Origin of the sequence: Streptomyces sp. NPDC087787, assembly GCF_044743035.1 — a bacterium.
Classification (GTDB): domain Bacteria; phylum Actinomycetota; class Actinomycetes; order Streptomycetales; family Streptomycetaceae; genus Streptomyces.
Map to the genome: position 1 here is coordinate 81,417 of NZ_JBIUVQ010000013.1, position 25,327 is coordinate 106,743.

The window sequence follows — 25,327 nt, forward strand, 5'->3', positions numbered from 1 at the left end:
GCACCTTTCGTCGTCGTTTCGTGAGGTTGTTCCGTGTAGTCGTCGTAGGCGGCGTAGTTGTCGTAGTTGGCGTAGGGGTCGTAAGTCGTTGTGATGGTTTCCAGAGGCCCGCCGGCCGTGCGCCGGGTCAGGCGGCGGCCGCATCCGGGGCCAGCGCGCCGCGCAGCCGGCGGGCCTGCGCGACCAGGCGCGACGTGCCGCCCCGGTCCGCCGCGCGCGCGAGGTGCGGCAGGTCGCCCCGCGCCCCCGACCGCTCGGCGCACTCGGCCGCCACGGCCAGCAAATCACCGAGCCCCCGCACCGGCCCGTCCGGTTTGTCGGCGGCGAGGCCGGAGAGCAGCGGCGGCAGGGCGTGGCCGAGCAGACCCCACACGGTGGCGTACGCCCCCGTGGCCGCGGCCGTGCGCAGCGACTCCGTCAGCCGCAGCGGCTTCACCGCGCCGTCCCGCACCAGCTCTCCGAGGTCCGCGCCCAGGCGGGAGACGTCCAGCTGCCCGCGCGCGGCGAGGACGAGCAGCGCGTCCACGGCGGCCAGCCGGTCCTCCGGGTGCCGGGCGCCCAGCCCGTACGCCACACACAGGTGCGTCGCCTCGCCCGCCTCACCGCCGGACTCGGCCAGCGGCGGAAGGACGGATGCGGTGCCCCTGGTGTCGTCGACGGCCAGGGAGGACAGGTCCCGCAGGAGCCGCACGGCCACCAGCTCCCGCAGTTCGGGCAGCACGGCCAGCCAGTGGGGGCGCGTGGAGTAGTCCCAGTGGTGGCAGTAGCGGCTTTCCGCGAAGGCGCTGGACGGGTCGCCCAGCGCGCGGAAGGCATCGGGGAAGTCGTCCTGCAGCTCGAGGAGTTCACCGGACTCCGCCAGTATCCGCGAGGCCGATGTGCGGCGCCGGATCGCCGGCAGCACGGGGGCGCCGGCGGTCAGCCAGCGGGCGAGCCGCCTCCCCTCCGCCGTGCCCAGGGCCGCCGCCCGTTCCGCCGCCGCCGCTGCCGCCGGGCGGTCCGCGCGCCGCACCCGGAGCAGCGCCTGCGCGAAGTCGGCCTCCGACACGCGTGCTCCCAGACGCCGGTACGCGTCGAGCCGCTCCACCAGCTCGTCCGGCTCCAGCAGGCCCGTGCTCCAGGTGGGCGTCGAGAGCAGGAACGGCAGGGGATCCATGCGCATCCGGTACGCCACCTCCCACAGGCGGGCGTCGAAGGCCTGGGAGAGCGCGGTGTGGACGCAGGTACGGGCCGGTGTCCTGGCCCGGCACGAGGCGCGCAGCGTGCCGGTCTCCAGCTTTCCCCGCAGTGTGACGAGCAGCAGGTCCAGGCCCCCGGACGCGTCGAAGCTGCCCCGGCCGTCGCCGAATTGGTGATTGAGCCGCAGGTCGTAGTACTGGTCGGTGCCGTCCCACCACCGGCGGGAGATCACCGGTTCCAGCGCCTGGAGCAGGGCGTCGCGGTCGCGGTGAGCGTGGCGCACCAGCCCGTCCAGGGCGCGTTCAAAACCGGTCACGTCGGTGTCGGACTCCAGCGCGGCCCCCACCTCCTCGGCGAGTTCGACGACCGAGGCCGCCGCGGGGGCGAGACGCGCCGGCTCCGGGACCAGCGGGAGCACCTCCTCGTACGCCGCGGCCGCGTCCACCGGTGCCGCGCCCAGCGATCCGACCGCCTGCGAGCGCAGCGGAGGGATCAGCTCCTCTGCCGCGAGCGCGATTTCGGCACGCACCTCGGCGGAGCGGACCTTCTTCACATGCCGCTGGGCGAGCTTGAGCGCCCGTTCCTGCACACCGGCGTCCTCGTGCCCGAAGGCCTGCGCGACGGCGGGCAGCAGATCGTCGGCCGCCGCGGCGTCCCGGGAGAGTGCCTTGCCGAGCAGCGCGAGCTGGGCCCGCACCAGCTTGCGCTCCGGCCGGAACAGCACCGCACCGGAGACCTCGGCCAGGCGGCGATGCGACAGCTGCCCCTCGAGGGCCAGTGAGCCCAGCACCGACTGGGCGTGCGAAGCCACCGGGGACACCGCGTCCGAGGCGAGCGCCATCCAGTCGGCCACCCGCTCCCGCTGCTCCTCGTGTGTCAGCGTCAGGGAGGTCAGCACCCGCAGGAACGCCCGGTGGTCGGCGGTCGTGCCGCCCCGCAGCAGGCGGGCCACGCACGCGTCGACGGTGGCCCTCCGGTCGAGTCGGCCCTCCGTCGTGAGCTGCCCGAGCGCCCCGTGCCAGCTGCCGGGTCCTTCGTCGGCCGCCCATTGCAGCAGGCCGCCGATGTCGTTCACCTCGAAGAGCGCGGCCACGAGCGGTACGAGGTGCGGGTCCGTGCGCAGCCGCTCCACCAAGGTGTTGCCGTGCCGCCACTCGCCGCCCACCTGCTGGGCCCAGCCCCGTACATAGGCGTCGGTCGTCGGCACCGGGCAGCCCGCCAGGCGCACCAGGGCGGACATCAGCTCGTAGGGCACCCGCGCGGTGGCGGGCCGCTGGGCGAGCCGGTCCGCCAGATCGGCGAGCCAGCCGGTCTCCCGGTCGGCGAGGACGCGGAGCAGCACGGCGGGGGAGACTCCCGGCCAGCGCATGTCGGCGGCCGAGATCCAGCTCGCCACGCCGGCCGCGCCGGTCTGGCACGCGACCCCGGCCACGTACAGCGCCGGGTACGCGAGGCGGGACGGCGTGTCCCAGCGGGTCGCTCTGAGTTCCTTGCGCAGCTCCTTCAACTCCGGGAAGAACGCCCGGCGTTCGGCGTCGGTCATGGCGTTCAGCAGGCCGATCACCTCGGCCGTTTGCCCGGCCCGCACTGCCCCCATCAGCGATGTCATCGCACACCCCCGTCGACTCGTGCCACGTCCTGCTCCACAAGGTCCTTCTCCGACGAGGCAGCGCCCCGCCGAGCCATCCGCACCGCCAGCGCGTGCTTGCAGGGCCCGCGCCCGCCCCGGTACTTCGCCCACCACTGGCAACTGCAGCTGAGCACGCCCTTGTCCTCACGCACCCGGTGCGCGTGCCCGTCCTCGGCCGTCACCGTCGCCAGGGCGCCGTCGAGGGCGACCGCTCCCGCGGCGACGAGCGCGTGGGCGGCCCGCAGACGCGGGTTGTGCCGCTCGGCGCGATCGGCGTCGTAGGGCAGCTCCCGGTGGAAGTACGCCGCCTCCGCGGTGTCGTAGCCGACCCGGCCCGAGGTGCCGAGCCGGACCAGCGCCGCCCGGACCCGCTCGGGGGTGAGCCCGGAGGAGGCGGCGAGGTCGGCGACGTCGACGCGGGGTTCCCAGGCCAGCAGCACCGCGATCAGCTCCGCGTCCTCGGCCGCCTCGTCGGTGGCGAGCGCGTCCAGCACCCCGCCCTCGCCGGAGAACCCGCGGGAGGCGTCGGGCGACAGCGTCAGCGTAAGCCGCATGCCGGGCAGGACGGCCTCCCAGGCGCTGGCCGTGGCGGCGGCGCCCGCGACTGCCGGGCCGTACACGCGCAGGGCGGTCGCATGCCTCAGCACCCGCTGCAGCGCGGCAAGCCGCTCGGGCCCGGGCAGGCAGACCGCGCCCGGCACGGGCCGGGTGGTCGGCCGCAGGACGCGACCCGCCGGAACCACCCACCGCGGACCGCCCCCGGCACCGCGCGGCCCGCTCCGCGGCAGCGACCGCAGGAACCGCACGGCCTCGGCCGCGGGAAGCTCGGCCCGCAGATCGAAGCCGGCGGCTATGACCTGGGCCTCCGCGAACCCGCGCAGCCAACGGTCCGGCAGCGGCACCTTCTTCTCCACCACGGGTCCGTCCAGGGTGGTCACGGCCAGCTCCTCCGGGCCCACCCGCATATGGAGCGGATCGTCCGAGCCGATCCGGGACAGCGCCTCGCGCAGCGGGTTGTTGACGTCGACGTTCGTCGTGCCGTGCCCCACCTCGCCGCCGTCCAGGCCGGAGCGCAGCACGTCCAGGCGCGCGTACACCCCGCAGCAGCCGGAGAAGGACTCGAAGCGCAACCGGTCGCCGTTCCCCGTCACCACCGGGTCGATTGAGGCGCGCAACTGCGGCTGGTAGTAACGGGCGGCCGCCACGTCCGCCACCGCCAGCAGCCCGGCTGAGGCCACCTGAGGAGACGTCAGGAAGCCTGCGAAGAACCGCGGATGGTCCTGGACTCCCGAGGGCGTCGCACCCCTGGACGTCTCAAGTCCGAGGAGCTGTCCGCCCGCGGAGGGCTCCAGCGCGGAGGGTCGGCAATAGGCCACGGCCTGCAAGGATCGCGTCATGGAAAAACCGTAGAAGCGACCACTGACAACCGGCCTCGACCTGTGGAAACCCCCTTCGCGGAAGGGGGGAGAGGCGGGCGTCGCCGAGGGCGGGGCGCACGCGGTGGTGGTGCCCGGTCGGACGATCGGTCAGCGGCTGCCGTCCAGGAGGACGCGCGCGACCAGGGCCGGGTCGTCGTTCATCGGGACGTGCCCGCAGCCGGGCAGGCGCACGAGCCGGGCCCGGGGGATGATCTGCTTGGCGCGCACTCCCTGGCGGCGTACCAGCAGCCGGTCCTTGGTGCCCCAGGCCACGGTGACGGGGATGCCGGGCAGGACGTCAGTGAAGCGGACGCCGACGCCCGTCCGGAGGATCTCCTCGAATCCGCTCGCCCGCGCGAGGGCCAGGGTCTCGGCCACTACCGCCTCGGGCGAACGGCGGGCTGGGCGGGCGTAGATGGTGCTGGTCAGGACGGTGCGGCCGGCCGCCGTCCGGGAGAGCCGCTCGACCAGGGGCAGCGGCATCCGCCGGGCGAGCGCGCGCATCGTCCGCAGCACGCCGAAGGCGTAGCGCCGCTCGGACTGCGTCCAGAACCCCGCCGGTGCCAGCGCGGTGACGGACCGTACGAGTTTTTCGCGGCCCAGTTCCAGGGCCAGCAGTCCGCCCAGGGAGTTGCCCGCCACATGGGGCCGTTCTATCTCCAGCGCCTCGCACAGGGCGCCCAGGACCACGTTCATCGTGGGCAGGTCGTGCCGGAGCCCCTCGGGCAGCGCGGGGGAGGCGCCGAAGCCCGGCAGGTCCACGGTGATCACCTCGCGTTCGGGTGCGAGCAGGTGGACCACCGGGTCCCAGGCCTGGCGGTGGTGTCCGATGCCGTGCAGCAGGAGGAGCGGCTCGCCGTCGCCCACGCGCGCGTAGGAGAGGCGCACGGTCCGCGGGCCGTGCGCGGAGGGGACCTCGATGGAGACGGTGGCGGACATGGGTGCTCCTCGTGGGGGACGCCGACAACGGTGGTAGACAGACTGTCAGCAATTGCTACCGACCGGTAGCCCCCGGGCGGGACGAGGCTCGAAACGCCAACGCCGTTCTTCGGCCACGGAGGGCGCACCCCGGCCCGGCGCGCCTGGACACGAACACCGGACGTCGGCTGGGATGAGGGGCGTGACCACCGATACCGGCACCGAAGTCTTCGAAGAGCACCGCCCGGTCCTCATGGGAGTCGCCTACCGCATGCTCGGGCGGGTCGCGGACGCCGAGGACGTGCTCCAGGAGGCCTGGCTGCGCTGGTCCGCCGCCGACCGGACCGCCGTGCGCGAGCCGCGTGGCTACCTGGTGCGGGTCACCACCCGGCTCGCCGTCGACCGGCTCCGACGGATCAAGGCGAGCGGCGAGACGTATGTCGGCCCCTGGCTGCCGGAACCGCTGGTCACGGATCTCGCGCAGACCGTCCCGGACGCGGAGGAGCGGGCCGTCCTGGCCGACTCCGTGTCACTCGCCGTGCTGGTCGTCCTGGAGACGCTGTCGCCGCTGGAACGCGCGGTGTTCGTCCTGAGAGAGGCCTTCGGCTGTCCGTACGCGGAGATCGCCGCCCTGCTCGACCGGGGTGAGCCCGCGGTGCGCCAACTGGCCGGACGGGCCCGCAGGCACGTCGGCGAACGACGGCCGCGCTACGAGGCCGACCCCGACCAGCGTCGCGACCTCACCGAGCGGTTCCTGGCCGCGGCGGCGGGCGGCGACCTGCAGGGGCTGATGTCGCTGCTCGCGCCCGACGCCCGCCTGGTGGGCGACAGCGGCGGCAAGGCCAGGGCGCCGCTGCGGGTCCTGGAGAGCGCCGACAAGGTGGGCCGCTTCCTGGTCGGCGTGGCGCACAAGGGCGTCCCGGATCCGTCCGTCCGCTTCCTGGAGGTCAACGGCGGCCCCGCCGTGCTGATCCTGTCCGGGGGCAAGCCCGACAGCGTCTTCCAGCTCGACGTGGGCGATGGGCGCGTCCAGGCCGTGTACATCGTCCGCAACCCCGACAAGCTGCGGTCCCTGACCGCCTGAACCCAGCCGGCTCCCGGCGCTTCCGGCGTCGTGCGAACGGCTTGTGAACACCGCGCGACATGCTCCTGCGCGCCGTCCCAGGGAACGAGGATTGGTCTTGACCAAGGGTGGGGGCCGCCTTATCGTCGCAGATAAGTACAACAACCTTTAATAAACAAGGGCGCTAAAACGCGGCCGGATCACGGCGATTGCGGAGGACAGGGTGGGGACCACGCAGCTGGAATCGGTGCCGGAGCCGAAGTACTGGCATCTCAAGACCTTGCTCAGCGAGGCACTGGACTCCGAGTTCTCGGTGGGCGAGATCCTGCCCAACGAACGAGAGCTCGCCGCCCGCTTCGGCGTGGCCCGTGCCACGCTGCGCCAGGCGCTGGAGCAGCTGGAGCTGGAGGGACGGCTGCAGCGCCGCCGCGGTGTCGGTACGACCGTCGCACCCCCACGCGTGGGTGTGGCCGTCGGCACCGAGCAGCACGCCTGGCCGGGAGCGTCCGGCGACGCCTGGCAGAGCGTCGACTGCACCAGGGCCGTCGCGCCGGCCGCGATCGCCGACGCCCTGGAGATCGGCCACGAGGAGCCCGTGCACATGGTGCGCCGCTCCCGGATGAGCCACGGCCAGCCGGTCGCCGCCGAGCTGCTCTACGTTCCGGACGCGTCGGTGCCCGACCTGAGCGCCATCGACGCGTCCTCCGGGCCGGCACGCGCGCGTGCCGTGCTGCGCGAGCTGCACCGCCTCGGGCTGGAGGGCCAGGACCGCTCGGTCGAGCTGGGCTCGGCCCGCGCGGACGACGCCAAGGAGCTCGACCGGCTGCCCGGCGCCCCCGTCCTCGTCGTCACCACCCGCTTCGTCGTCGAGGGACGCACGGCCGCGATCTCCGTCGCCACCTACCGCGCCGACACCTGCCGCCTGACCTTCGGCGACTCGGGCGGCGTGGAAATACACCACGGCCCGCACCAGCAGGCGTCCTAGCCGACGGGCTTTCTGACCGGCAGGCCTCCTGGCCGGCGTCACCCGCCCCGAACCGGTCGGCCGGCACCGGGAGGGGCGGTCCCCGGCTGCCCCCCCGGCTGGTTCGTCGCCGGGGCCAGCGGCCGTCACTGGGACCGGCGAACCTCACCGGGGCCGGTCGGCCGTCAGCGGGACCGGTCGTTCGTCACCGCCCTGGACCGGTCGGCCGTCACCGCGACCGACGCCCCCACAGGGACCGGTCGGCCGGCACCGGGAGGGGCGGTCCCCGGCTGCCCCCCCGGCTGGTTCGTCGCCGGGACCGGCGGCCGTCACTGGGACCGGCGAACCTCACCGGGGCCGGTCGGTCGTCACGGGAAGCGGCGCTCCCGGCCCCCAGGGCGGCTCGGCGCCGGGACAGGCGACCCCTCACCGGGAGGGCCGGACTCCCCGGCCGCCCGCGGGGCGGCTCGTGGCCGGGACGGGCGGCCTTCCGCCGGAGCGGTCGGCTGTCACCAGGACCGGTGGCGCTCACCGCGATCGGTCGGTCGCAGCGGGAGGGGCCGATCCTCACGCCGGCCCCTCACCGTGCCCGGCGGGCCGTCGCGGTGCCCTCGACCGCGAACAACTGCTCCTCGACGTGGTCGAGGGCCAGGCGGAGCGCGCCCGTCGCCACGGCTGCCTCGCCGAGCATCGACAGGGTCACCTCGGGCGGCCGCAGGCAGTAGCGGTCCAGTTCGCGCCGCAGCGGATCGAGGACGCCGTCCAGCCCGGCCGCCCAGCCGCCGATGACGACGAGTTCCGGGTCCAGGGCCAGTGCCAGCGCCGCCACGTCGTGGACGAGTCGCTGGATGAACCGCTCGACGGCCGCGCCGGCCCGCCGGTCACCCCGGCGGGCCAGCGCGAAGACCTCGGCCACCGCCCGCTCGTCCAGCGGATGCAGCGGCTGGTCCGTCGTCGACAGCAGCGTCTCGGGGGTCGCCTCCCGGCCCAGCAGGTGCAGCGCGCCGATCTCACCGGCGGCCCCGCCGAACCCGCGGTGCAGCCGCCCGCCGATCAGCGCACCGGCGCCCGGGCTCAGGCCCGCCAGCACGAAGACCATGTCGTCGCACTCGGTGGCGGCGCCCTTCCAGTGCTCGGCCACCGCCGCGGCGTTCGCGTCGTTCTCGACCAGCACCGGGCACTTGAACGAACGGCTCAGCCGTTCACCCAGGTGCAGGCCGGTCCACCCGGGCAGCGCCGTGCCCAGCCGTACCGTGCCGTCCGCCTCGACGATCCCGGGCGTGCCGACCCCGACGGCCCGCAGCGAACTGCGCGGGACACCGGCCCTGCGCAGCAGTTCGGCGACCGCGCCGCGCAGCCGCTCCAGCCGCTCGTCCGCCCCGGCGGTCTCCTCCACGTCCTTGGCCTGGGAGGCCACCACGCGGCCGTCCAGATCGGCCAGCAGCGCGGCGACCCGGTGCGCGCCGATCTCCAGGCCCAGCAGGTGCCCGGCCTCGGCCCGGAACCGGAACCGGCGCGCGGGCCGTCCCTGGCGTCGTGCGGCGCCCTCCTCGGCCGCAGTCTCGACGACGAGTCCCGCCTCGATCAGGCCCTCCACGACTCCCTCGACCGTCGGCCGGGACAGCCCCGTCACCCGGGTGATCTCCGTGAGCGTCGCGCAGTCCGTGGCACGCAGCGCGTGCAGCACCACCGCGGAGTTGATCCTTCGCAGCAGCGAGGGGTCCCCGCCGGTCAGCCGCCCCACCGTCCGTCCTCCCAGCTCGTGCGCGTGTTGGGCGGATCGTACTCGGCACGGGCCGGGGCGGCGAGCGCCGGGCACGGCACGAGCCCGCGCCCGGCTGAGCGCCGCCCGCCCGGGGGGTGCGGCCGCTGACGCTCCGCCAGTTGTCAGTGGGGGTCGCTTTACTGGAGCACATGGACATCGCGAAGGCTCTCGCCGTCATCGACCGGCTGCGCCGCGGGGAGTATCCCGCCCAGCGCACCAGGCCGGACCTCGGCACGGCCGGACCCGGTTACCGGATGGCCGAGTTGGAGACGAGCGACGGCTTCTGGGAGGACGACGGCGGCCGGCGGGAGGCGGCGGCGGAGCAGTTCGAACTCGACCGGGACGGACTGGGGGAGCGGCTCACCGGACGCTGGGGCCCGCCGCAGGTGTTCAGCCTGTACAGCGTGCTCGAACGCACCCTGGCGGGTGAGGACGTGCCCGAGCCGTGGGCATCGCTCAGCGGGCACGTGCCGGACGTTCAGCTGTGGAGGGCGCGGGAGAGCGGCCCGTGGATAGCGCTCGGGGTCTCCCAGTGGGACCAGGAGCTGCCGTTCCAGCTGCTCGCGGTCGTCACCGACGTGGACCCGCCGTAACCCGTCCGCTACGACCCCTCCGCTACGACGCCTCCGCGGCGACCCTCAGCCGTGCGAACTCCTCGGCCATCGTCTCGGCCGTCCAATGCGCGTTCAGCCCGCTCGGGTTGGGCAGCACCCACACCCGCGTGTCGTCGAGCATCCTTTCCTGCGGCCCCACTTGGGCCGTTCGGTCGTCGAACGCCGCCCGGTACGCGGTGACGCCCACCACCGCCAGCCACCTCGGCCGCAGCCGCGCCACCTTCAGCGCCAGCAGCCGCCCGCCCTCGCGGTACTCCCGGGGTGTCAGCTCCTGCGCCCGGGCCGTCGGCCGCTCCACGACGTTCGTGATGCCCAGCCCGTACGACAGCAGTTCGCCCTGCTCCGCGGGCCGCAGCAGCCTCGGGGTGAACCCCGACCGGTGCAGCACCGGCCAGAACCGGTTGCCGGGCCGGGCGAAGTGGTGGCCGGTCGCGGCCGTCATCAGACCGGGGTTGATGCCGCAGAACAGCACCCGCAGGCCGTCCGCGACGACATCCGGCACCGGACGGTCGCGGGCGGCCTCGAGCTCCGCCGGGGTGAAACGGGTCAGAGGATCGCCCCCGGCGCGTAGGCCGCGGCCGCCGGGTGCTGCTTCACGATCTCCTCGATCCGGCCCACGACCGCGCCGACCTGGTCGGCCGCCGCACCGGTGAAGGACAGCTTGTCGGCCATCAGAGAGTCCAGCCGGGCGCGGTCGAGCGGGAGGCGGTCGTCGGCGGCCAGCTTGTCGAGCAGGTCGTTGCGCTCGGCGCCCCGCTCGCGCATGGCGAGCGCGGTCGCGACGGCGTTCTCCTTGATCGCCTCATGGGCGACCTCGCGGCCGACCCCGGCCCGCACGGCGCCCATCAGCACCTTGGTGGTGGCCAGGAACGGCAGGTAGCGGTCCAGCTCGCGGGCGATCACCGCGGGGAAGGCACCGAACTCGTCGAGCACCGTCAGGAACGTCTCCAGCAGCCCGTCCAGCGCGAAGAACGCGTCCGGCAGCGCGACCCGGCGCACCACCGAGCAGGACACGTCGCCCTCGTTCCACTGGTCGCCCGCCAGCTCGCCGGTCATCGAGGCGTAGCCGCGCAGGATCACCATCAGGCCGTTGACGCGCTCGCAGGAGCGGGTGTTCATCTTGTGCGGCATCGCGGAGGAGCCGACCTGGCCCGGCTTGAAGCCCTCGGTGACCAGCTCGTGCCCGGCCATCAGCCGGATCGTCTTCGCCAGTGAGGAGGGCGCCGCCGCGAGCTGCACCAGCGCGGTGACGACCTCGTAGTCCAGCGAGCGCGGGTAGACCTGGCCGACCGAGGTGAACGCCCGCGAGAAGCCGAGGTGCCCGGCGACGCGCCGCTCCAGCTCCGCGAGCTTCGACGCGTCGCCGCCGAGCAGGTCCAGCATGTCCTGGGCCGTGCCCACCGGGCCCTTGACGCCGCGCAGCGGGTAGCGGCCCAGCAGCTCCTCGACCCGCCCGTGGGCCACCAGCAGCTCGTCCGCCGCGGTCGCGAAACGCTTGCCGAGGGTGGTGGCCTGCGCGGCGACGTTGTGCGAGCGGCCGGCCATGACCAGCTCGCCGTACTCGGCGGCTAGCCTGCCCAGCCGGGCGAGGACGGCCACCGCGCGGTCCCGCATCAGCTCCAGCGAGAGCCGGATCTGCAACTGCTCGACGTTTTCCGTCAGGTCGCGAGAGGTCATGCCCTTGTGCACGTGCTCGTGCTCGGCGAGGTCGTTGAACTCCTCGATCCGCGCCTTCACGTCGTGTCGGGTGACCTTCTCGCGCTCCGCGATCGAGGCCAGGTCGACCTGGTCGAGGACCCGCTCGTAGTCGGCGATCGCCTCGTCCGGCACCTCGATGCCGAGGTCCTTCTGGGCGCGCAGCACGGCGAGCCAGAGCTGCCGTTCCAGCCTGACCTTCTGCTCGGGCGACCAGAGCGTGGCGAGCTCGGCGGAGGCGTAACGTCCGGCGAGGACGTTCGGGATGCGGGGCTTGGCGGGCGCTGAAGTCACGTAGACGGATTCTACTGGCGATTCGTGCAGGCCAGCGCCGCGGGGGTGTTCGTGGGAAGCTACGAGAGCTCCGCGTCGGCCGCCGTCGCGGGCTGCGCCAGGTCCTCGCAGGGCAGCAGTTCGGGCCGTTTCGCGGGGCGGCCGTCCCCGGAGGAACGGCCGGTCAGGCGCCGCCCCATCCACGGCAGCAGATGCTGCCGGGCGAAGCGGGCGTCCTCGACCCGGCGGTTGAGCCAGCCCGGACGCGCGGTCGCCGCCAAGGGCGTACGCCACTCGGTGTCCTCGGGCTCGTGACCGAGCGTCTGCCACACCGCCTCGGCGACCCGGCGGTGGCCCTCGGGGGTCAGGTGCAGCCGGTCCACGTCCCACAGCCGGGGGTCGGCGAGCGACGGCGCCCCGTACAGGTCGACGACGAGCGCGCCGTGCCGTGCGGCGAGCTCGTCGACGCAGGCGAACAACTCCTCCATACGTGGCCGGAAGCGTTCCAGGACGGGACCCCGCCGGCCGGGGCTGCGCATCAGCACCAGCCGCTCGCACGACGGCGCCAGCCGTTCCACGGCCTCCGTGAGCAGCCCCGTGACCCTGCCCATGTCGCACTTGGGCCGCAGGGTGTCGTTGAGGCCGCCCACCAGCGTCACCACGTCGGCGCGCATGGCCGCCGCCGCCTCCACCTGCTCGTCGACGATCTGCCCGATGAGCTTGCCGCGCACGGCGAGGTTGGCGTACCGGAAGCCGGGCGCGCGGGCGGCCATCCGCGCCGCGAGGAGGTCCGCCCAGCCTCGGTACGAACCGTCGGGCAGCCGGTCCGACATGCCCTCGGTGAAGGAGTCGCCGACCGCGACCAGGCTCGTGTACGTGGGATTCGTGTGCATGGCGTGAGCGATCGTATCCGGGCGGCCCGGTGGCGTACCAAGCGGTCGGTAGGTATCGCGTCAGGCCGTCCCGGTCACCCCCGCCGGTCCGAACAGCTCCCGTAGCACGTCCTCCATGGTCACCAGGCCCGCGAGCCGGTCGTCGGCCCCCAGGACCGCCGCCAGGTGCGTACGGCTGCCGCGCATCGCGGTGAGCACGTCGTCCAGCGGCGTGCCCTCGCGGACCCGGGCGATGGGCCGCATGTCCCGCGGCCGGAACGGCTCCTCCCGCGGCGAGGCGTCCAGGGCGTCCTTCACATGCAGGTAGCCGACGATGTGGCGCTCCTCGTCGACCACGGGGAAGCGCGAGAAGCCGGACTCGGCCGCCAGCCGCTCCAACTGCTCCGGGGTGACTCCCACCGACGCGTGGACGACCCGCTCCAGCGGGAGCACCACGTCACGCACGGGCCGGCTGCCGAGCTCCAGCGCGTCGTGCAGCCGCTCCTGCGCGCGGTCGTCGATGAGGCCGGCCGCGCTGGCGTCCTTGACGATCTGGGCCAGCTCCGCGTCCGTGAAGGTCGACGAGACCTCGCTCTTGGCCTCCACCCGCAACAGCTTGAGCAGGCTGTTCGCGAACGTGTTCACCGTGAAGATCACCGGGCGCAGGGCCTGGGACAGCGCGACCAGCGGCGGTCCGAGCAGCAGCGCGCTGCGCACCGGCTCCGCGAGCACGACGTTCTTCGGCACCATCTCGCCGAGCAGCATGTGCAGGTACGTCGCCAGGGCCAGCGCGATCACGAACGACACCGCGTGGCCCGCGCCCGGTGGCACACCCATGGCGTGGAACGCCGGCTCCAGCAGGTGTGCGATCGCCGGCTCGGCGACCACGCCGAGGACCAGGGTGCACAGGGTGATGCCGAGCTGCGCCGCGGCCAGCAGCGCGGACACGTGCTGCAGTCCCCACAGCACGCTCCGGGCGCGCCGGTCGCCCGCCTCGGCGTACGGCTCGATCTGGCTGCGGCGCACCGAGATCAGCGCGAACTCGCCGCCCACGAAGAAGGCGTTGACGACCAGGGACGCCAGCCCGATCAGAATCTGCACGCCGGTCATCGCCCGGCCCTCCCCTCGTCCTGCGCGCCACCACACGGCCGTCCGTCCTGCGGAGCGGATCCGTCACCGTGCCTGCCGCGCGTGCCTCCCCCGCGCTCCTCGGCCTCGTCGCGGTATACGCGGTCCTGGTGGTCCCCGCCGTGCCCGCTCTCCTCGCCCTGCGCCCCCCGTTCGTCGTCCAGTGGCGCGTGCAGGAGTACGCGCGCTGCGCGGTGGCCGCTCGAGTCCACGACGTCCAGTCGCCAGCCGGCGGTCTGGAGGATGTCGCCGGTCTCGGGGATCCGGCCGAGTTCGGCGGCGATCAGACCGGCCAGCGTCTCGTACGGCCCCTCCGGCACCCGCAGCCCGACCCGCGCGAGCTGGTCCACCCGCGCGGAGCCGTCCGCCGAGTACAGGGCGCGGCCCTCCTCGTCGGCACCGGCGGGCGCGATGTCGGGCGTCTCGTGCGGGTCGTGCTCGTCGCGCACCTCGCCGACCACCTCCTCGACGATGTCCTCCAGCGTCGCCACGCCCGCGGTGCCGCCGTACTCGTCGATGACGACCGCCATCGTGCGCTTGCCGGACAGCCGGTCAAGGAGCCGGTCGACGGTCAGCGACTCGGGGACCAGGAGCGGCTCGCGCATGATCTCCGAGACGCGTGTGCGGGTGCGGCGCTCGGCCGGTATCGCCAGCACGTCCTTGATGTGGGCGGTGCCCACGACCGAGTCGAGGCCGCCCTGGTGGACGGGGAACCGGGACAGCCCGGTCGCCCGGGTCGCGTTCGCCACGTCCTCGCAGGTCGCCCGGGCGTCGAGGGCCACGACCTGGACCCGCGGGGTCATCACGTTCTCCGCGGTCAGGTCCGCCAGGTTGAGCGTGCGTACGAACAGCTCGGCGGTGTCCGCCTCCAGGGCGCCCTCCTTGGCGGAGTGCCGGGCCAGGGCGGCGAGCTCCTGGGGGCCGCGCGCGGAGGCGAGCTCCTCGGCGGGCTCCATGCCGAGCCGGCGCACCACGCGGTTCGCCGTGTTGTTCAGGTGGGTGATGAAGGGGCGGAAGGCGGCGCTGAACCAGCGCTGCGGGCTGCCGACCCGCCGGGCCACCACGAGCGGCGAGGAGATCGCCCAGTTCTTGGGCACCAGCTCGCCGACGACCATCAGGAACACCGTGGACAGAGCCGTGCCGAGGGCCAGCGCGACCGAGGTCGCTGCGGACCGGGAGAGACCGAGTTCCTGGATCGGTCCCGCGATCAGCTTGGCGATCGACGGCTCGGCGAGCATGCCGACCACCAGATTGGTGACGGTGATGCCGAGCTGTGCCCCGGAGAGCTGGAAGGTCAGGTTCCGTACGGCCTTCAGCGCGCCGGCGGCGCCCCGCTCACCGCGCTCGGCGGCCCGCTCCAGGGCGCCGCGCTCGACGGTCGTCAGCGAGAACTCGGCCGCGACGAAGGCGCCGCAGGCGAGACTGAGCAGCACCGCCACCAGCAACAGGAGCACTTCGGTCATCGGGTCACCCCCGTCCCATGGTCGGGCAGGGGAGGGGCTGGCGCGCTGTGTCGCGCTCGGGGAGGCTCGCCCATGGGCGGACGCTCACAACCTTTCATGCGGGAACGGGTGTCCCACAATGGTAAAGGAAAGGCAAAGGGGGGTCGTGTTCAGTCCACCAGGGGCTTCACCCAGCGACGCCAGCGCTCCTCCGGCGCGTAGCCCGCCGCACGCCAGGCGTGGTGCGCGTTCTCGTTGCGGGTGAGCACCATGGCGTCCCCGCGCCGCCCGCCGAGTCGCACGAACCGTTCCTCGGCGGCCGCCAGCAGGGCGGAGCCGATGCCCTGGCGCCGCCGGTCCGGGTGCACGGCCAGCCGGTACAGATGGCAGCGCCAGCCGTCGAAGCCCGCGATGACCGTGCCGGCCAGTTCGCCGTCGCGTTCCGCCAGCAGCAGGGACTCCGGGTCGCGGGCGATCAGGCGGGCCACGCCGTCCCGGTCGTCGCTGATGCTCGTGCCCTCCGCGGCCGTCGTCCAGAAGGCCAGTACGGCGTCGAGGTCGTCGGCGGTGGCCGCGCGTATGTGCAGATCGCTCATGCGGCGATGACACCACGCACGACCGCGCGCCGGGCGCAATTCCAGCATCCGGACGCCGCGCCCGCCGCGACCGGGTCATTCGTGCGCGATCGCCGCCAGCACGTTCATCCGGGAGGCGCGCAGCGCGGGCAGCAGGGCCGCCACGACGCCCACGAGCGCCGCGCCGACCACCACCGCCACGATCGTGTTCCAGGGGATGGCCAGCGTCCTCATGCCCTGAAGTGCCAGCACCCGCTGGGTGCACAGGCCCCACACCAGGCCCAGGGACAGCCCCAGGACCGCGCCGAAGACGGCGATCACCACCGACTCCAGCCGGATCATCCGCCGCAACTGGCGGCGGGACAGCCCGATGGCCCTCAGCAGACCGATCTCCCGGGTGCGCTCCACCACCGACAGGGCGAGGGTGTTGACCACGCCCAGGACCGCGATGACGATCGCGAGGCCGAGCAGCGCGTAGACGAGGTACAGCAGGACCGCGATCTGGTCGTGGACGAGCTTCTTGTAGTCCGCCTGGTCGCGCACCTGCACATTGGGGTACGGCACGAGGGCCTTCTCCAGGTGGGCGCGCAACTGCCCGGCGCCGGTGCCGGGCGCGGCGTTCACGTACAAGGCGGCGTCCGGGGTGTTCGGCACGTACCTCTCCAGGGTCCCCATGCCGAAGTACACGCCGCCCTCGATGCCGAATCCCTCGGCCGCGTCCTGGTTGGTGAGCGCCGCCACGGTCAGCCGGGCCTGCCGTCCGCCCTGGAACTCGACGGGCAGCACGGTCCCGGCCCGCACCCCGTGCTTACCGGCGAAGCGCGCGTCCATGGCGATGTGCCCGTCGGCGAGCGCCGCCGCCGTGTCACCGCGGACGTACTTGATGTGGGCGACCGAGTCGAGCCGCGGGTCGTACCCGGAGGCGGTGGTCGCGACGCGCTTGCCGTCCGGCAGCCGCAGGGCGACCGCCGCGAGGCGCTGCCGTACGACGGTGCCGGCGCCCAGGGTCTCGCTCACCGTGTGCGTGACCTCCGCGGAGAACGGCAGGAAGTTGCGGTTCTGCACCACGTAGTCGGCGCCCAGCACCCTGTCGATCTGCCGGTCCAGGGAGTTGGTCATGGAGGCACTGGCCACGGAGAGCCCGCCGACCAGGGCCAGGCCCACCATCAGGGCGGCCGCGGTGGCGCCGGTGCGGCGCGGGTTGCGCAGCGCGTTGCGCTGGCTCATCCGCCCGATGGACCCGAACAGGGCCGGGAAGGCCCCGCCCAGCACCCGGATCAGCGGGCGCACCAGCAGCGGCCCGGCGGCGACGGCGGCGACCAGGGTGAGGACGATGCCCACGCCCAGCAGGGAGGCGGCGGTCGCGGTCCGGTGCGCGGCGGCGCAGCCCGCGAGCGCCGCCGCGCCGACCGCGCCCACGCCCGCGCCCGCGAGCGCGCGTACCCGCAGCGGTCGGCCCACGCCGGCCACCTCGGTGTCCGCCAGGGCCGCCATGGGCGAGACGGCCGCGGCGCGGCGGGCCGGGAGGTAGGCCGCCAGGAAGGTGACGCCGATGCCGACGCCGTACGCGGCGACGGGCGTGCTCCACCTGACGACCATCGCCGAGGTCGTCAGATTCATGTCGAACGCGCTCATCAGCTGGATCAGCCCGGCCGCCAGGCCGATCCCGACCGCGAGTCCCACCGTGGAGCCGACCACGCCGAGCAGCACCGCCTCGGCCAGCACCGAGCGCCGCACCTGCCGCCGGTCGGCGCCCAGGGCGCGCAGCAGACCCAGCTCGCGGGTGCGCTGGGCGATCAGCATGGAGAAGGTGTTGACGATCAGGAAGATGCCGACGAGGACCGCGATCCCGGCGAACCCGACCATGACGTACTTGATGATCTTGACGAATCCGCCGAGCCGGGCGGCGGCCGACTTGGCCTGCTCACCGGCGGTCCGCAGGTCGTAGCCGCCGTTGCCGACGGCCTGGGCGACGCGTTGCTTGAGCTGCGCGTCGGTGACGCCCTTGGCCGCGTCGACCGAGATGCTCGTCGCACGGGCGGTCGAGCCGAGCAGCCTGGCCTGGGCCGTGGGTGTGTCCAGGAAGAGCCTGGCCGCGCCCGGGTTGGTGGTCGTGAACGTGGCGATGCCGACGACCCGGACGCGGAACGAGCCGGGCTGCGCCTGGACCGCGAGCATGTCGCCGATTCGTACGCCGTCGTGCCGGGCTGTGTCGGCGTCCAGCAAGGCCTCGCCGTCGCCGTGCGGGGCGTGTCCGGAGGTCAGCCGCACCGGGCTGCGGTCGGTGACCTGCCAGTTGGAGACGACGGTCGGGGCGCCGGTGGTCGGGCCGACCGCTTCGTTGCGGCTGTCGACGACCATCGCGTTCCGGACGGCCACGTCCACGTGCGTCGCCGCCACGCCGTCGACCCGGGCCACCCGCTGGGCGAGGGACGCCGGCACGGTCTGCACGACGCCGGTGGGCAGTGCGGACGTCAGCTCCTGCTTGGGCGCCACCGTCACATCGGCGGCGGTCGAGGCGAAAAGCTGGTTGAAGGTGCGGGCGACGGTGTCGGAGAAGATCAGGCTGCCCGTGACGAAGGCCACGGACAGGATGACGGCCAGGGCCGAGAGCAGCAGCCGCCCCCTGTGGTCCAGGAAGCTGCGCAGGGTCGCTTTGAGCACCGGATCAGGCCTCCTCGACGGCGACGCCGTCCCCGCCGAGCCGGCCGTGGACCGCGTCGAGGCCGGCAGCGAGGCCGGGGGTGAGGCCGGGGGCGGCGGGGACGACCGCTCCGGCGAACAGGCGCATGCGCTCCAGTACGGCCTCCGCGGTCGGATGCTCCATCGCGTCCACGATCCGGCCGTCCGCCAGGTACAGCACCAGGTCGGAGTGGGCGGCGGCGTTCGGGTCGTGGGTCACCATGACGACGGTCTGCCCGAGGCTGTCGACGGCGTCGCGCAGGAAGCCGAGCACCTCGAGACCGGCCCGCGAGTCGAGATTGCCGGTCGGTTCGTCGGCGAAGATCAGCTCCGGACGGGAGGCCAGGGCCCGCGCGCAGGCCACGCGCTGCTGCTGGCCGCCGGACAGCTGGGACGGACGGTGCCCCAGCCGGTTGCGCAGCCCCAGCGTGTCGATGACCTCGTCCAGCCACTTCTCGTCGGGCCCGCGGCCCGCGATGTCCATCGGCAGCGTGATGTTCTCCAGCGCGTTCAGGGTGGGGATGAGGTTGAACGACTGGAACATGAAGCCGATGCGGTCCCGGCGCAGCCGGGTCAGTTCGCGGTCCTTCAGCCCGGTGATCTCGGTGTCCCCGACCCAGACCTGGCCGGCCGTGACGGTGTCCAGTCCGGCCAGGCAGTGCATCAGCGTGGACTTCCCGGAGCCGGAGGGGCCCATCACCGTGGTGAAACGCCGGCGTGCGATGTCGACGTCCACCGAGTCCAGCGCGAGCACGGCGGTCTCGCCCGATCCGTACGCCTTGGTCAGCCCGCGGGCGCGGGCCGCGATCCCGTCGGCCGACGCCCGGCCCGACGGCGCAGCAGGTATGGACACGGGGGCCTCCTCGGGGGTCCTTCGACCCGTTACGTCCTGGCTCGTGACAGCTTCGTCCCCAGCCGAGCGTAATGTGACCCGGCCCACAGCCGGTATGCGTCAGTGGGCCGCGCGTCGCTCTCAGGACCCCGGTAACCGTGCAAGGAGGCGTGCGCGCAGCGCCCTGTGCCTGAGTGTGCACGGAGAGTGGCACGCCTAGTCGTCCGATCGGCTGATCAGGTGATCGGCCGCCCGCCGGGGCCCGTGGAGAGCGGACGCCAGGCCGTGCCCAGCACGCGGCCCCGACCATGACAAACCCACGGTGAGTGTGCCCAGCGCACGCCCACCGCACGCCCTGCCCCACACTCCCGCGATGCCGGGCGTCCCCGTCAGGCGCCGCCGCCTGTGAACGGTGCGGGTGCCTCGCGGCCGGTGAAGGCCGACGCGTTCCACGTGCCGTCGAGCCGGGGGGCCAGCCAGGTGGGGGCCAGGGAGCGGAAGGCGGGCGGGGGCAGGGCGCCGGCCGCTTCGGGGAGGGCGCCCAGCAGGGGGGCGCCGGCGGTTTCGGGGAGGTCGGTGACGTTGCAGCGGCAGGCGAGGTCGGGCTCGGCGGGCCAGCTGCCGATCACTACGCCGAGCAGGTCCAGACCGCGGGTGCGCAGTTCACGGGCCGTCAGCTCCGTCGTGTTCAGCGTGCCCAGACCCGCCGTGGCCACGACCAGCACCGGAGCGCCCAGCAGACTCGCCGCGTCCGCCAGGGTGCCGCCGTCCGCGTCGAAGCGGACGAGCAGTCCGCCCGCGCCTTCCACCAGCACCAGGTCGTGCTCGGTGGCCAGCTTGGCGGCGGCCTCGGCCACCTCGTGCGGGCGCACCGGCGCCAGCCCGGCCCGCAGGGCCGCCGTCGCGGGCGCCAACGGCTCCGGATAGCGCGCGAGTTCACGCGCCGTGACGTCACCGGCCAGCCGGGCGGCCTCGTCGGCGTCCCCGCGCTCGTCCGGCCCCACACCGGTCTGCGCCGGCTTCAGCACGGCCACCGACCGCCCGGCCGCGACGGCCGCGGCGGCGACGGCGGCCGTCGCCACCGTCTTGCCGACCTCCGTGCCCGTGCCCGTGATCACCAGTACCGGCATCTCAGCCCTCCCTCGCCGCCGCGCACACCGCGCGCGCGATCCGTGCCACGTCCACGTCGCCGGTGACGTACGGCGGCATCGTGTACACCAGGTCGCGGAACGGCCGCAGCCACACGCCCTCGCGCACGGCCGCCCGCGTGGCCGCCGCCATGTCCACCGCGTGGTCGAGCTGGACCACTCCGATGGCGCCCATGACACGTACGTCCCGCACACCCGGCAGCTCCGCCGCCGGAGCGAGTCCGTCCCGCAGCCCCGCCTCGATCCGCTTGACCTCCGCGCGCCAGTCCTGGCCGAGCAGCAGTTCGATCGACGCGCAGGCCACTGCCGCCGCCAGCGGGTTGGCCATGAAGGTCGGGCCGTGCGCGAGCACCGGCACCTCGCCGCGCGAGATCCCCTCGGCCACCCGCGCGGTGCACAGCGTCGCCGCCATCGTCAGATAGCCGCCGGTCAGCGCCTTGCCCACGCACATCACGTCCGGCGTCACGGCGGCGTGCTCCGCCGCGAACAGGGCGCCGGTGCGCCCGAACCCGGTCGCGATCTCGTCGAACACCATGAGCACGTCGTGCGCGTCGCACACCTCGCGCAGCACCCGCAGATAGGCGGGCGAGTGGAAGCGCATCCCGCCCGCGCCCTGCACCACCGGTTCGACGATCACGGCGGCCAGTTCACCGGCGTGCCGTTCGACCATCTCGCGCAGATGGCCCGCGTACGCCTCCTCGTACTCGGCCGGCGGCGCGTCCGCGAAGACCTGACGGGGCAGCACACCGGTCCACAGCTCGTGCATCCCGCCCTCGGGGTCGCACACGGACATCGGCTGCCAGGTGTCCCCGTGGTAACCGCCCCGCCAGGTCAGCAGCCGCCGCTTGCCCGGGCGGCCGAGCGAGCGCCAGTACTGCAGGCACATCTTGACCGCGACCTCGACCGACACCGAACCGGAGTCGGCGAGGAACACGTGCTCGAGTCCCTCCGGTGACATGTCGACGAGGAGCTTCGCCAGCCGGACGGCGGGCTGGTGCGTGAGCCCGCCGAACATCACGTGGCTCATCCGCTCCAGCTGCCCCCGGGCGGCCTCGTTCAGTACCGGATGGTTGTAGCCGTGGATCGCCGCCCACCACGAGGACATGCCGTCGACCAGTTCGCCCGAGCCGTCCGCGAGTCTCAGCCGGACCCCGCTCGCCGACTCCACGACGAGCGGTTCCTGGCGGCCGGGCATGGGTCCGTACGGGTGCCACACGTGCCGCCGGTCGAGCTCCAGCAGCTCGGGCACGTCCGGGCCGGGCGTGTCGTGCGGCTCAGGCATTGGGCGCGAGGTCCGTTCCGGCGCCCCGGCGGCGTACGGCGACCAGGTCGGTACGCGGCTCGTTGCCGGCCGCGGGCGCCGGTACCGGCGCCGATTCCGGTGCCTCGGCGGAGCCGCAGACCCCGCCACCCTGGTGCGACCCGCACCCCGGCTCCTCGTGCGATCCGCAGCCCGGACCTTCGTGGGACCCGCACCCGGCGCCGTCGTGCGACCCGCACGCGCCCCCGGCCGTCGCCCGGTGCTCTGGCAGCGTCACCTGGTCGGCGCCCTCCACCTCGAACCCGGCGTCCGCGATCATCTCCAGGTCGGCCTTGCCCGCCTGGCCCTCGCTGGTCAGGTAGTCGCCGAGGAAGATCGAGTTGGCCAGGTGCAGCGCGAGGGGCTGCATGGTGCGCAGGTGCACCTCGCGGCCGCCCGCGATCCGCACCTCCACGTCCGGGCAGACGAACCGGACCATCGCCAGGATGCGCAGGCAGCGCTGCGGGGTCAGGTTCCACTCCTTGGCGAGCGGCGTGCCCTCGAACGGGATCAGGAAGTTCACCGGAACGGAGTCCGGGTCCAGCTCGCGCAGCGAGAAGACCACGTCGACCAGGTCCTCGTCGCTCTCGCCCATCCCCGCGATGAGCCCCGAGCAGGCGGACAGCCCGGCCGCGTGCGCCTTGTGCACCGTGTCCACCCGGTCGGCGTAGGTGTGGGTGGTGGTGATGCCGCCGTACGTCGCCTCGGAGGTGTTGAGGTTGTGGTTGTAGGCGTCGGCCCCGGCCTCGCGCAGCCGCTCGGCCTGGCCGTCGGAGAGCAGACCGAGGCAGGCGCACACCTCGACGCCCTCGTTCTGCTCCTTGATCGCCTTGATGGTGTCGGAGACCCGGTCCACGTCACGGTCGGTCGGACCGCGCCCGCTGGCCACCAGGCAGACCCGCTTGGCGCCGCCCGCGAGCCCGGCCGCGGCGGCCTCGGAGGCCTGGTCGGGCTTGAGCCAGGTGTACTTGAGGATGTCGGCCTTCGAACCGAGCCGCTGCGAGCAGTAGGAGCAGTCCTCGGGGCACAGACCCGACTTGAGGTTGACGAGATAGTTGAGTTTCACCCGCCGGCCGAACCAGTGGCGGCGCACCTTCCCGGCCGCGGCCACCACATCCAGCAGGTCGTCGTCCGAGGTGGCCAGCACGGCCAGAGCTTCCTCGCGGGTCGGCGACTCGCGCCGAAGCCCCTTGTCCACCAGCGTGTTCAGCAGGTTCATGAGAGCTGATCCTGTCCTACGGCCCGGTCCGCGGCCAAGGAGACTCCGCACAACGACGGGCACATCGGCATGTGGGTATGGCCACATGAGGGGCGGCAGGCCTTGCCGCTAGGGTCTGTGCACTGCCTACACATGCCCCGGAGGACCCATGGCGTTCGGCTGGATCGAGGAGCAGGCGGACGCACGCCGCCGGGCCGGACTCGTACGGACCCTGCGGCCCCGCCCCGCCGACTCTCCGCTGCTGGACCTCGCGGGCAACGACTACCTGGGGCTCGCCCGCCACCCGGAGGTGACCGAGGGGGCCGCGGCCGCGGCACGCACCTGGGGCGGCGGCTCGACCGGCTCCCGGCTCGTCACCGGCACCACCGAACTGCACGCCGAACTCGAGCGTGAACTGTCCGGTTTCTGCGGCTTCGAGGCGGCGCTGGTCTTCTCCTCCGGATACGCCGCGAACCTGGCCGCGGTCACCGCGCTGGCGCCGCACGGCTCACTCGTCGTCTCCGACGCGGGCAACCACGCCTCGCTCATCGACGGCTGCCGGCTGGCCCGGGGCACGACACAGGTCGTCGCGCACGCCGACCCGGACGCCGTGCGCAAGGCGCTCGGCACGCACGAGGGCCCGGCCGTGCTCGTCTCGGACACGGTGTTCTCGGTCGACGGCGACGCGGCCCCGCTGGCGGAGTTCGCCGCGGTGTGCCGGGAGCGCGGCGCGGGACTCCTCGCCGACGACGCCCACGGGCTGGGCGTCCTCGGCGCCGGCGGCCGCGGCGCCGCGCACGCGGCCGGACTGGCGGGCGCCGACGACGTGGTCGTCACGGCCACGCTGTCGAAGTCGCTCGGCAGCCAGGGCGGAGTCGTCCTCGGGCCCGCGCGGGTGATCGACCACCTCGTCAACGCGGCCAGGACGTTCATCTTCGACACCGGACTCGCCCCCGCCGCCGCGGGAGCCGCCCTGGCGGCGCTGCGACTGCTGCGCCGCGAACCGGAGCGGGCGGCACGCGCGCGAGCGGTGGCGGCCGAACTCCACGCGCGCCTGACCGCCGCGGGTCTGGAAGCGGTGCGTCCGGACGCCGCGGTGGTCTCGGTGCGCGCGCCGTCCCCGGAGCAGGCCGTGCGTTGGGCGGCCGACTGCCGGGCGGCCGGCCTCGCCGTGGGCTGCTTCCGTCCTCCCTCCGTGCCCGACGGCATCTCTCGGCTGAGGCTGACCGCCCGCGCGGACCTCTCCGGGGCGCAGATCGAACGCGCTGTACGGGTGATCGGTGGGACGCGACCATGAGTCGGCGTGACACGGCCGCGCGTCACCGTGGGCGGATGTGACCGGACGGTGCGTCAGACGCGGTGTGCCGCGGCCGTGAAGCGGGCCCAGCTCGCGGGGGAGAAGAGCAGCGCCGGCCCGGCCGGGGCCTTGGAATCGCGCACGGCGAGCAGCCCGGACCACGGTCCCGTGGCGGGCCGGGCCGTCTCGACGCAGTTGTTGGCTCCCGTGCTGTAGCTGCTGCGCAGCCAGCGCACGCCGTGCAGATCGATGCTGGAAGATACGTGCCGAGGCAGAGCGGACATGGTGCCTCCTTAGGCGGTACGCGGTGGTGCGCCGTCAGGGTCCTGGCGTATCCCGGCGATGAAGTCCAACGAGTCCTCGGGCGAGAGGGCGTGGATCCGCAGGGTGTCGAAGGCCTCCGTGTAGGCCTCTAGGTCTTCTTTCCGCTCGAGATGGAAGCTACGCGTCAGGTGGTCGAGAACCACCACGTTCAGATCAGAGGTGTTCGAAAAAGAGAAGATTACGAAAGGCCCGGTGATGCCGATGTGCGCGCCGGCGGCGAACGGCAGCACCTGTAGCCGTACCTGGGGCAGCCTGGCCGCCTCCGTCAGCCGCTCCAGCTGCCGCCGCATGATCTCCGGACCGCCCACCTCGCGGCGCAGTACCGCCTCGTCAAGGACCGCGTCCAGCTCCAGCGGCGGTCGCGCGCGCAGCACGTCCTGGCGGGCCAGCCGCACCTCCACCAGCGCGTCCAGCCGGTCCTCGTCGAGCCCGTCCACGGCGGCCCGGGTGACCGCGCGGGCGTACTCGGGGGTCTGCAGCAGTCCGGGGACGACCGAGGTCTCCAGGGTGCGCATCCCGCTCGCCTGCGACTCCAGGCTGATGAAGTCCCGGTAGGTCGGGGGCAGCACCCCGCGATAGGCGTGCCACCAGTGGTGCCGGCCGTCGCCGTCGTCCAGTCCCGCGAGGACCAGGAGCAACTCGCGGAGCTGGGAGTCGTGGACCGCGTACGCGTCCAGGAGCGAGCGCACATCGGCCGGTTTCACCCCGCTGGTGCCGGTTTCGATCCGGCTGACCTTCGACTGGTGCCAGCCGACCAGGCGGGCCGCCTCACCGCTGGTGAGGCCCGCGCCGGTGCGCAGCGCGCGCAGTTCGGCGCCCAGTTTCCGGCGGCGCACCGCGGGACCGTGCTGCATGGGTTACTCCCTCGCTCCCTCTGAACGCTCCACGCGACCCGCCTCACATACGGTCTTCCGTCGCAGAGTTCACCGCATCGAGCGACAGATATATGCATATCCCGGTGGATCGCCACCGAGAGCGGAGCACTGATGGCAGTCTGACGGCGAAGCACC

21 protein-coding genes are annotated in these 25,327 nt (G+C 73.6%); 4 read left to right on the forward strand and 17 right to left on the reverse strand.

From position 1 onward, the window contains the following. Positions 1–127: 127 nt before the first annotated feature. From ACIOWN_RS21345 to ACIOWN_RS21355, 3 genes are all read right to left on the reverse strand, one after another. Positions 128–2,788 carry a DUF6493 family protein gene (locus tag ACIOWN_RS21345; RefSeq protein ID WP_401983109.1) on the reverse strand — a complete coding sequence of 887 codons (2,661 nt, stop codon included), beginning with the start codon at positions 2,786–2,788 and terminating at the stop codon, positions 128–130. Next, complete coding sequence (locus ACIOWN_RS21350; protein ID WP_362352646.1) at positions 2,785–4,206, reverse strand: SWIM zinc finger family protein; 1,422 nt, start codon at positions 4,204–4,206, stop codon at positions 2,785–2,787. Before ACIOWN_RS21350 ends, ACIOWN_RS21345 begins: the two co-directional genes overlap by 4 nt. Before the next feature lie 129 nt (positions 4,207–4,335). Then, entirely contained in the window at positions 4,336–5,166 is an 831-nt protein-coding gene (locus ACIOWN_RS21355) for an alpha/beta fold hydrolase (RefSeq protein ID WP_362352649.1), read from the reverse strand. A 181-nt stretch (positions 5,167–5,347) separates the two neighbouring features. Here ACIOWN_RS21355 and sigJ point away from each other — a divergent pair, with 181 nt between their 5' ends. Further along, the gene (gene sigJ / locus ACIOWN_RS21360) at positions 5,348–6,229 is read left to right on the forward strand and encodes an RNA polymerase sigma factor SigJ (RefSeq protein ID WP_362352652.1); all 882 of its coding nucleotides are present in this window, start codon (positions 5,348–5,350) and stop codon (positions 6,227–6,229) included. A gap of 202 nt (positions 6,230–6,431) precedes the next feature. Then, positions 6,432–7,193, forward strand: a complete 762-nt coding sequence (locus tag ACIOWN_RS21365; RefSeq protein WP_401983110.1) for a GntR family transcriptional regulator — start codon at positions 6,432–6,434, stop codon at positions 7,191–7,193. Between the two features lie 559 nt (positions 7,194–7,752). Here ACIOWN_RS21365 and ACIOWN_RS21370 read toward each other — a convergent pair. Next, the gene (locus ACIOWN_RS21370; RefSeq protein ID WP_362352656.1) at positions 7,753–8,916 is read right to left on the reverse strand and encodes an ROK family transcriptional regulator; all 1,164 of its coding nucleotides are present in this window, start codon (positions 8,914–8,916) and stop codon (positions 7,753–7,755) included. Positions 8,917–9,086: 170 nt separating this feature from the next. Between ACIOWN_RS21370 and ACIOWN_RS21375 the strand changes: the two genes are divergently transcribed. Next, positions 9,087–9,530 carry a hypothetical protein gene (locus ACIOWN_RS21375; protein WP_401983111.1) on the forward strand — a complete coding sequence of 148 codons (444 nt, stop codon included), beginning with the start codon at positions 9,087–9,089 and terminating at the stop codon, positions 9,528–9,530. A 22-nt stretch (positions 9,531–9,552) separates the two neighbouring features. On the opposite strand, the gene mug is transcribed toward ACIOWN_RS21375, so the two are convergent. From mug to bioB, 11 genes are all read right to left on the reverse strand, one after another. Next, positions 9,553–10,053 (reverse strand): G/U mismatch-specific DNA glycosylase, encoded by a 501-nt coding sequence (gene mug, locus ACIOWN_RS21380; protein ID WP_362352662.1) that lies wholly within the window; start codon positions 10,051–10,053, stop codon positions 9,553–9,555. A gap of 44 nt (positions 10,054–10,097) precedes the next feature. Continuing rightward, positions 10,098–11,540: an adenylosuccinate lyase gene (purB, locus tag ACIOWN_RS21385; protein ID WP_401983112.1), complete on the reverse strand. Its 1,443-nt coding sequence runs from the start codon at positions 11,538–11,540 to the stop codon at positions 10,098–10,100. A gap of 59 nt (positions 11,541–11,599) precedes the next feature. Further along, entirely contained in the window at positions 11,600–12,412 is an 813-nt protein-coding gene (locus tag ACIOWN_RS21390) for an SGNH/GDSL hydrolase family protein (RefSeq protein ID WP_401983113.1), read from the reverse strand. 60 nt (positions 12,413–12,472) lie between these two features. After that, the gene (locus tag ACIOWN_RS21395) at positions 12,473–13,501 is read right to left on the reverse strand and encodes a hemolysin family protein (RefSeq protein ID WP_362352670.1); all 1,029 of its coding nucleotides are present in this window, start codon (positions 13,499–13,501) and stop codon (positions 12,473–12,475) included. Beyond that, on the reverse strand, positions 13,498–14,982 hold the full coding sequence (locus ACIOWN_RS21400) for a hemolysin family protein (protein WP_362352672.1): 1,485 nt from the start codon (positions 14,980–14,982) through the stop codon (positions 13,498–13,500). Before ACIOWN_RS21400 ends, ACIOWN_RS21395 begins: the two co-directional genes overlap by 4 nt. A 149-nt stretch (positions 14,983–15,131) precedes the next feature. Then, positions 15,132–15,557 (reverse strand): GNAT family N-acetyltransferase, encoded by a 426-nt coding sequence (locus ACIOWN_RS21405; RefSeq protein ID WP_362352675.1) that lies wholly within the window; start codon positions 15,555–15,557, stop codon positions 15,132–15,134. Between the two features lie 75 nt (positions 15,558–15,632). Then, positions 15,633–18,200: an ABC transporter permease gene (locus ACIOWN_RS21410; protein WP_401983114.1), complete on the reverse strand. Its 2,568-nt coding sequence runs from the start codon at positions 18,198–18,200 to the stop codon at positions 15,633–15,635. A gap of 4 nt (positions 18,201–18,204) precedes the next feature. Beyond that, positions 18,205–19,071: an ABC transporter ATP-binding protein gene (locus tag ACIOWN_RS21415; protein WP_362352680.1), complete on the reverse strand. Its 867-nt coding sequence runs from the start codon at positions 19,069–19,071 to the stop codon at positions 18,205–18,207. Positions 19,072–19,439: 368 nt separating this feature from the next. Continuing rightward, positions 19,440–20,180, reverse strand: a complete 741-nt coding sequence (gene bioD / locus ACIOWN_RS21420) for a dethiobiotin synthase (protein ID WP_401983115.1) — start codon at positions 20,178–20,180, stop codon at positions 19,440–19,442. A 1-nt stretch (position 20,181) separates the two neighbouring features. Next, a complete protein-coding gene (locus ACIOWN_RS21425) occupies positions 20,182–21,480 on the reverse strand; it encodes an adenosylmethionine--8-amino-7-oxononanoate transaminase (protein WP_401983116.1) in 1,299 nt (432 codons plus the stop codon). After that, the gene (bioB, locus tag ACIOWN_RS21430; protein WP_362352688.1) at positions 21,473–22,717 is read right to left on the reverse strand and encodes a biotin synthase BioB; all 1,245 of its coding nucleotides are present in this window, start codon (positions 22,715–22,717) and stop codon (positions 21,473–21,475) included. Before bioB ends, ACIOWN_RS21425 begins: the two co-directional genes overlap by 8 nt. A gap of 148 nt (positions 22,718–22,865) precedes the next feature. Between bioB and ACIOWN_RS21435 the strand changes: the two genes are divergently transcribed. Further along, on the forward strand, positions 22,866–23,993 hold the full coding sequence (locus ACIOWN_RS21435) for an 8-amino-7-oxononanoate synthase (protein ID WP_362352691.1): 1,128 nt from the start codon (positions 22,866–22,868) through the stop codon (positions 23,991–23,993). Positions 23,994–24,046: 53 nt separating this feature from the next. Here the strand turns inward: ACIOWN_RS21435 and ACIOWN_RS21440 are convergent, their stop codons facing one another. Further along, the gene (locus ACIOWN_RS21440) at positions 24,047–24,277 is read right to left on the reverse strand and encodes a DUF397 domain-containing protein (RefSeq protein WP_100567310.1); all 231 of its coding nucleotides are present in this window, start codon (positions 24,275–24,277) and stop codon (positions 24,047–24,049) included. 9 nt (positions 24,278–24,286) lie between these two features. Continuing rightward, positions 24,287–25,171, reverse strand: a complete 885-nt coding sequence (locus ACIOWN_RS21445) for a helix-turn-helix transcriptional regulator (RefSeq protein WP_362352694.1) — start codon at positions 25,169–25,171, stop codon at positions 24,287–24,289. Between the last annotated feature and the right edge of the window lie 156 nt (positions 25,172–25,327).

Coding starts and splice junctions, on each gene's coding strand:
- ACIOWN_RS21435 (WP_362352691.1), top strand. CDS start 22,866: ATGGCGTTCGGCTGGATCGAGGAGCAGGCGGACGCACGCCGCCGGGCC.
- bioD (WP_401983115.1), bottom strand. CDS start 20,180: ATGCCGGTACTGGTGATCACGGGCACGGGCACGGAGGTCGGCAAGACG.
- ACIOWN_RS21375 (WP_401983111.1), top strand. CDS start 9,087: ATGGACATCGCGAAGGCTCTCGCCGTCATCGACCGGCTGCGCCGCGGG.
- ACIOWN_RS21440 (WP_100567310.1), bottom strand. CDS start 24,277: ATGTCCGCTCTGCCTCGGCACGTATCTTCCAGCATCGATCTGCACGGC.
- ACIOWN_RS21355 (WP_362352649.1), bottom strand. CDS start 5,166: ATGTCCGCCACCGTCTCCATCGAGGTCCCCTCCGCGCACGGCCCGCGG.
- ACIOWN_RS21395 (WP_362352670.1), bottom strand. CDS start 13,501: ATGACCGGCGTGCAGATTCTGATCGGGCTGGCGTCCCTGGTCGTCAAC.
- ACIOWN_RS21445 (WP_362352694.1), bottom strand. CDS start 25,171: ATGCAGCACGGTCCCGCGGTGCGCCGCCGGAAACTGGGCGCCGAACTG.
- ACIOWN_RS21390 (WP_401983113.1), bottom strand. CDS start 12,412: ATGCACACGAATCCCACGTACACGAGCCTGGTCGCGGTCGGCGACTCC.
- ACIOWN_RS21400 (WP_362352672.1), bottom strand. CDS start 14,982: ATGACCGAAGTGCTCCTGTTGCTGGTGGCGGTGCTGCTCAGTCTCGCC.
- ACIOWN_RS21405 (WP_362352675.1), bottom strand. CDS start 15,557: ATGAGCGATCTGCACATACGCGCGGCCACCGCCGACGACCTCGACGCC.
- ACIOWN_RS21345 (WP_401983109.1), bottom strand. CDS start 2,788: ATGACATCGCTGATGGGGGCAGTGCGGGCCGGGCAAACGGCCGAGGTG.
- ACIOWN_RS21350 (WP_362352646.1), bottom strand. CDS start 4,206: ATGACGCGATCCTTGCAGGCCGTGGCCTATTGCCGACCCTCCGCGCTG.
- bioB (WP_362352688.1), bottom strand. CDS start 22,717: ATGAACCTGCTGAACACGCTGGTGGACAAGGGGCTTCGGCGCGAGTCG.
- ACIOWN_RS21425 (WP_401983116.1), bottom strand. CDS start 21,480: ATGCCTGAGCCGCACGACACGCCCGGCCCGGACGTGCCCGAGCTGCTG.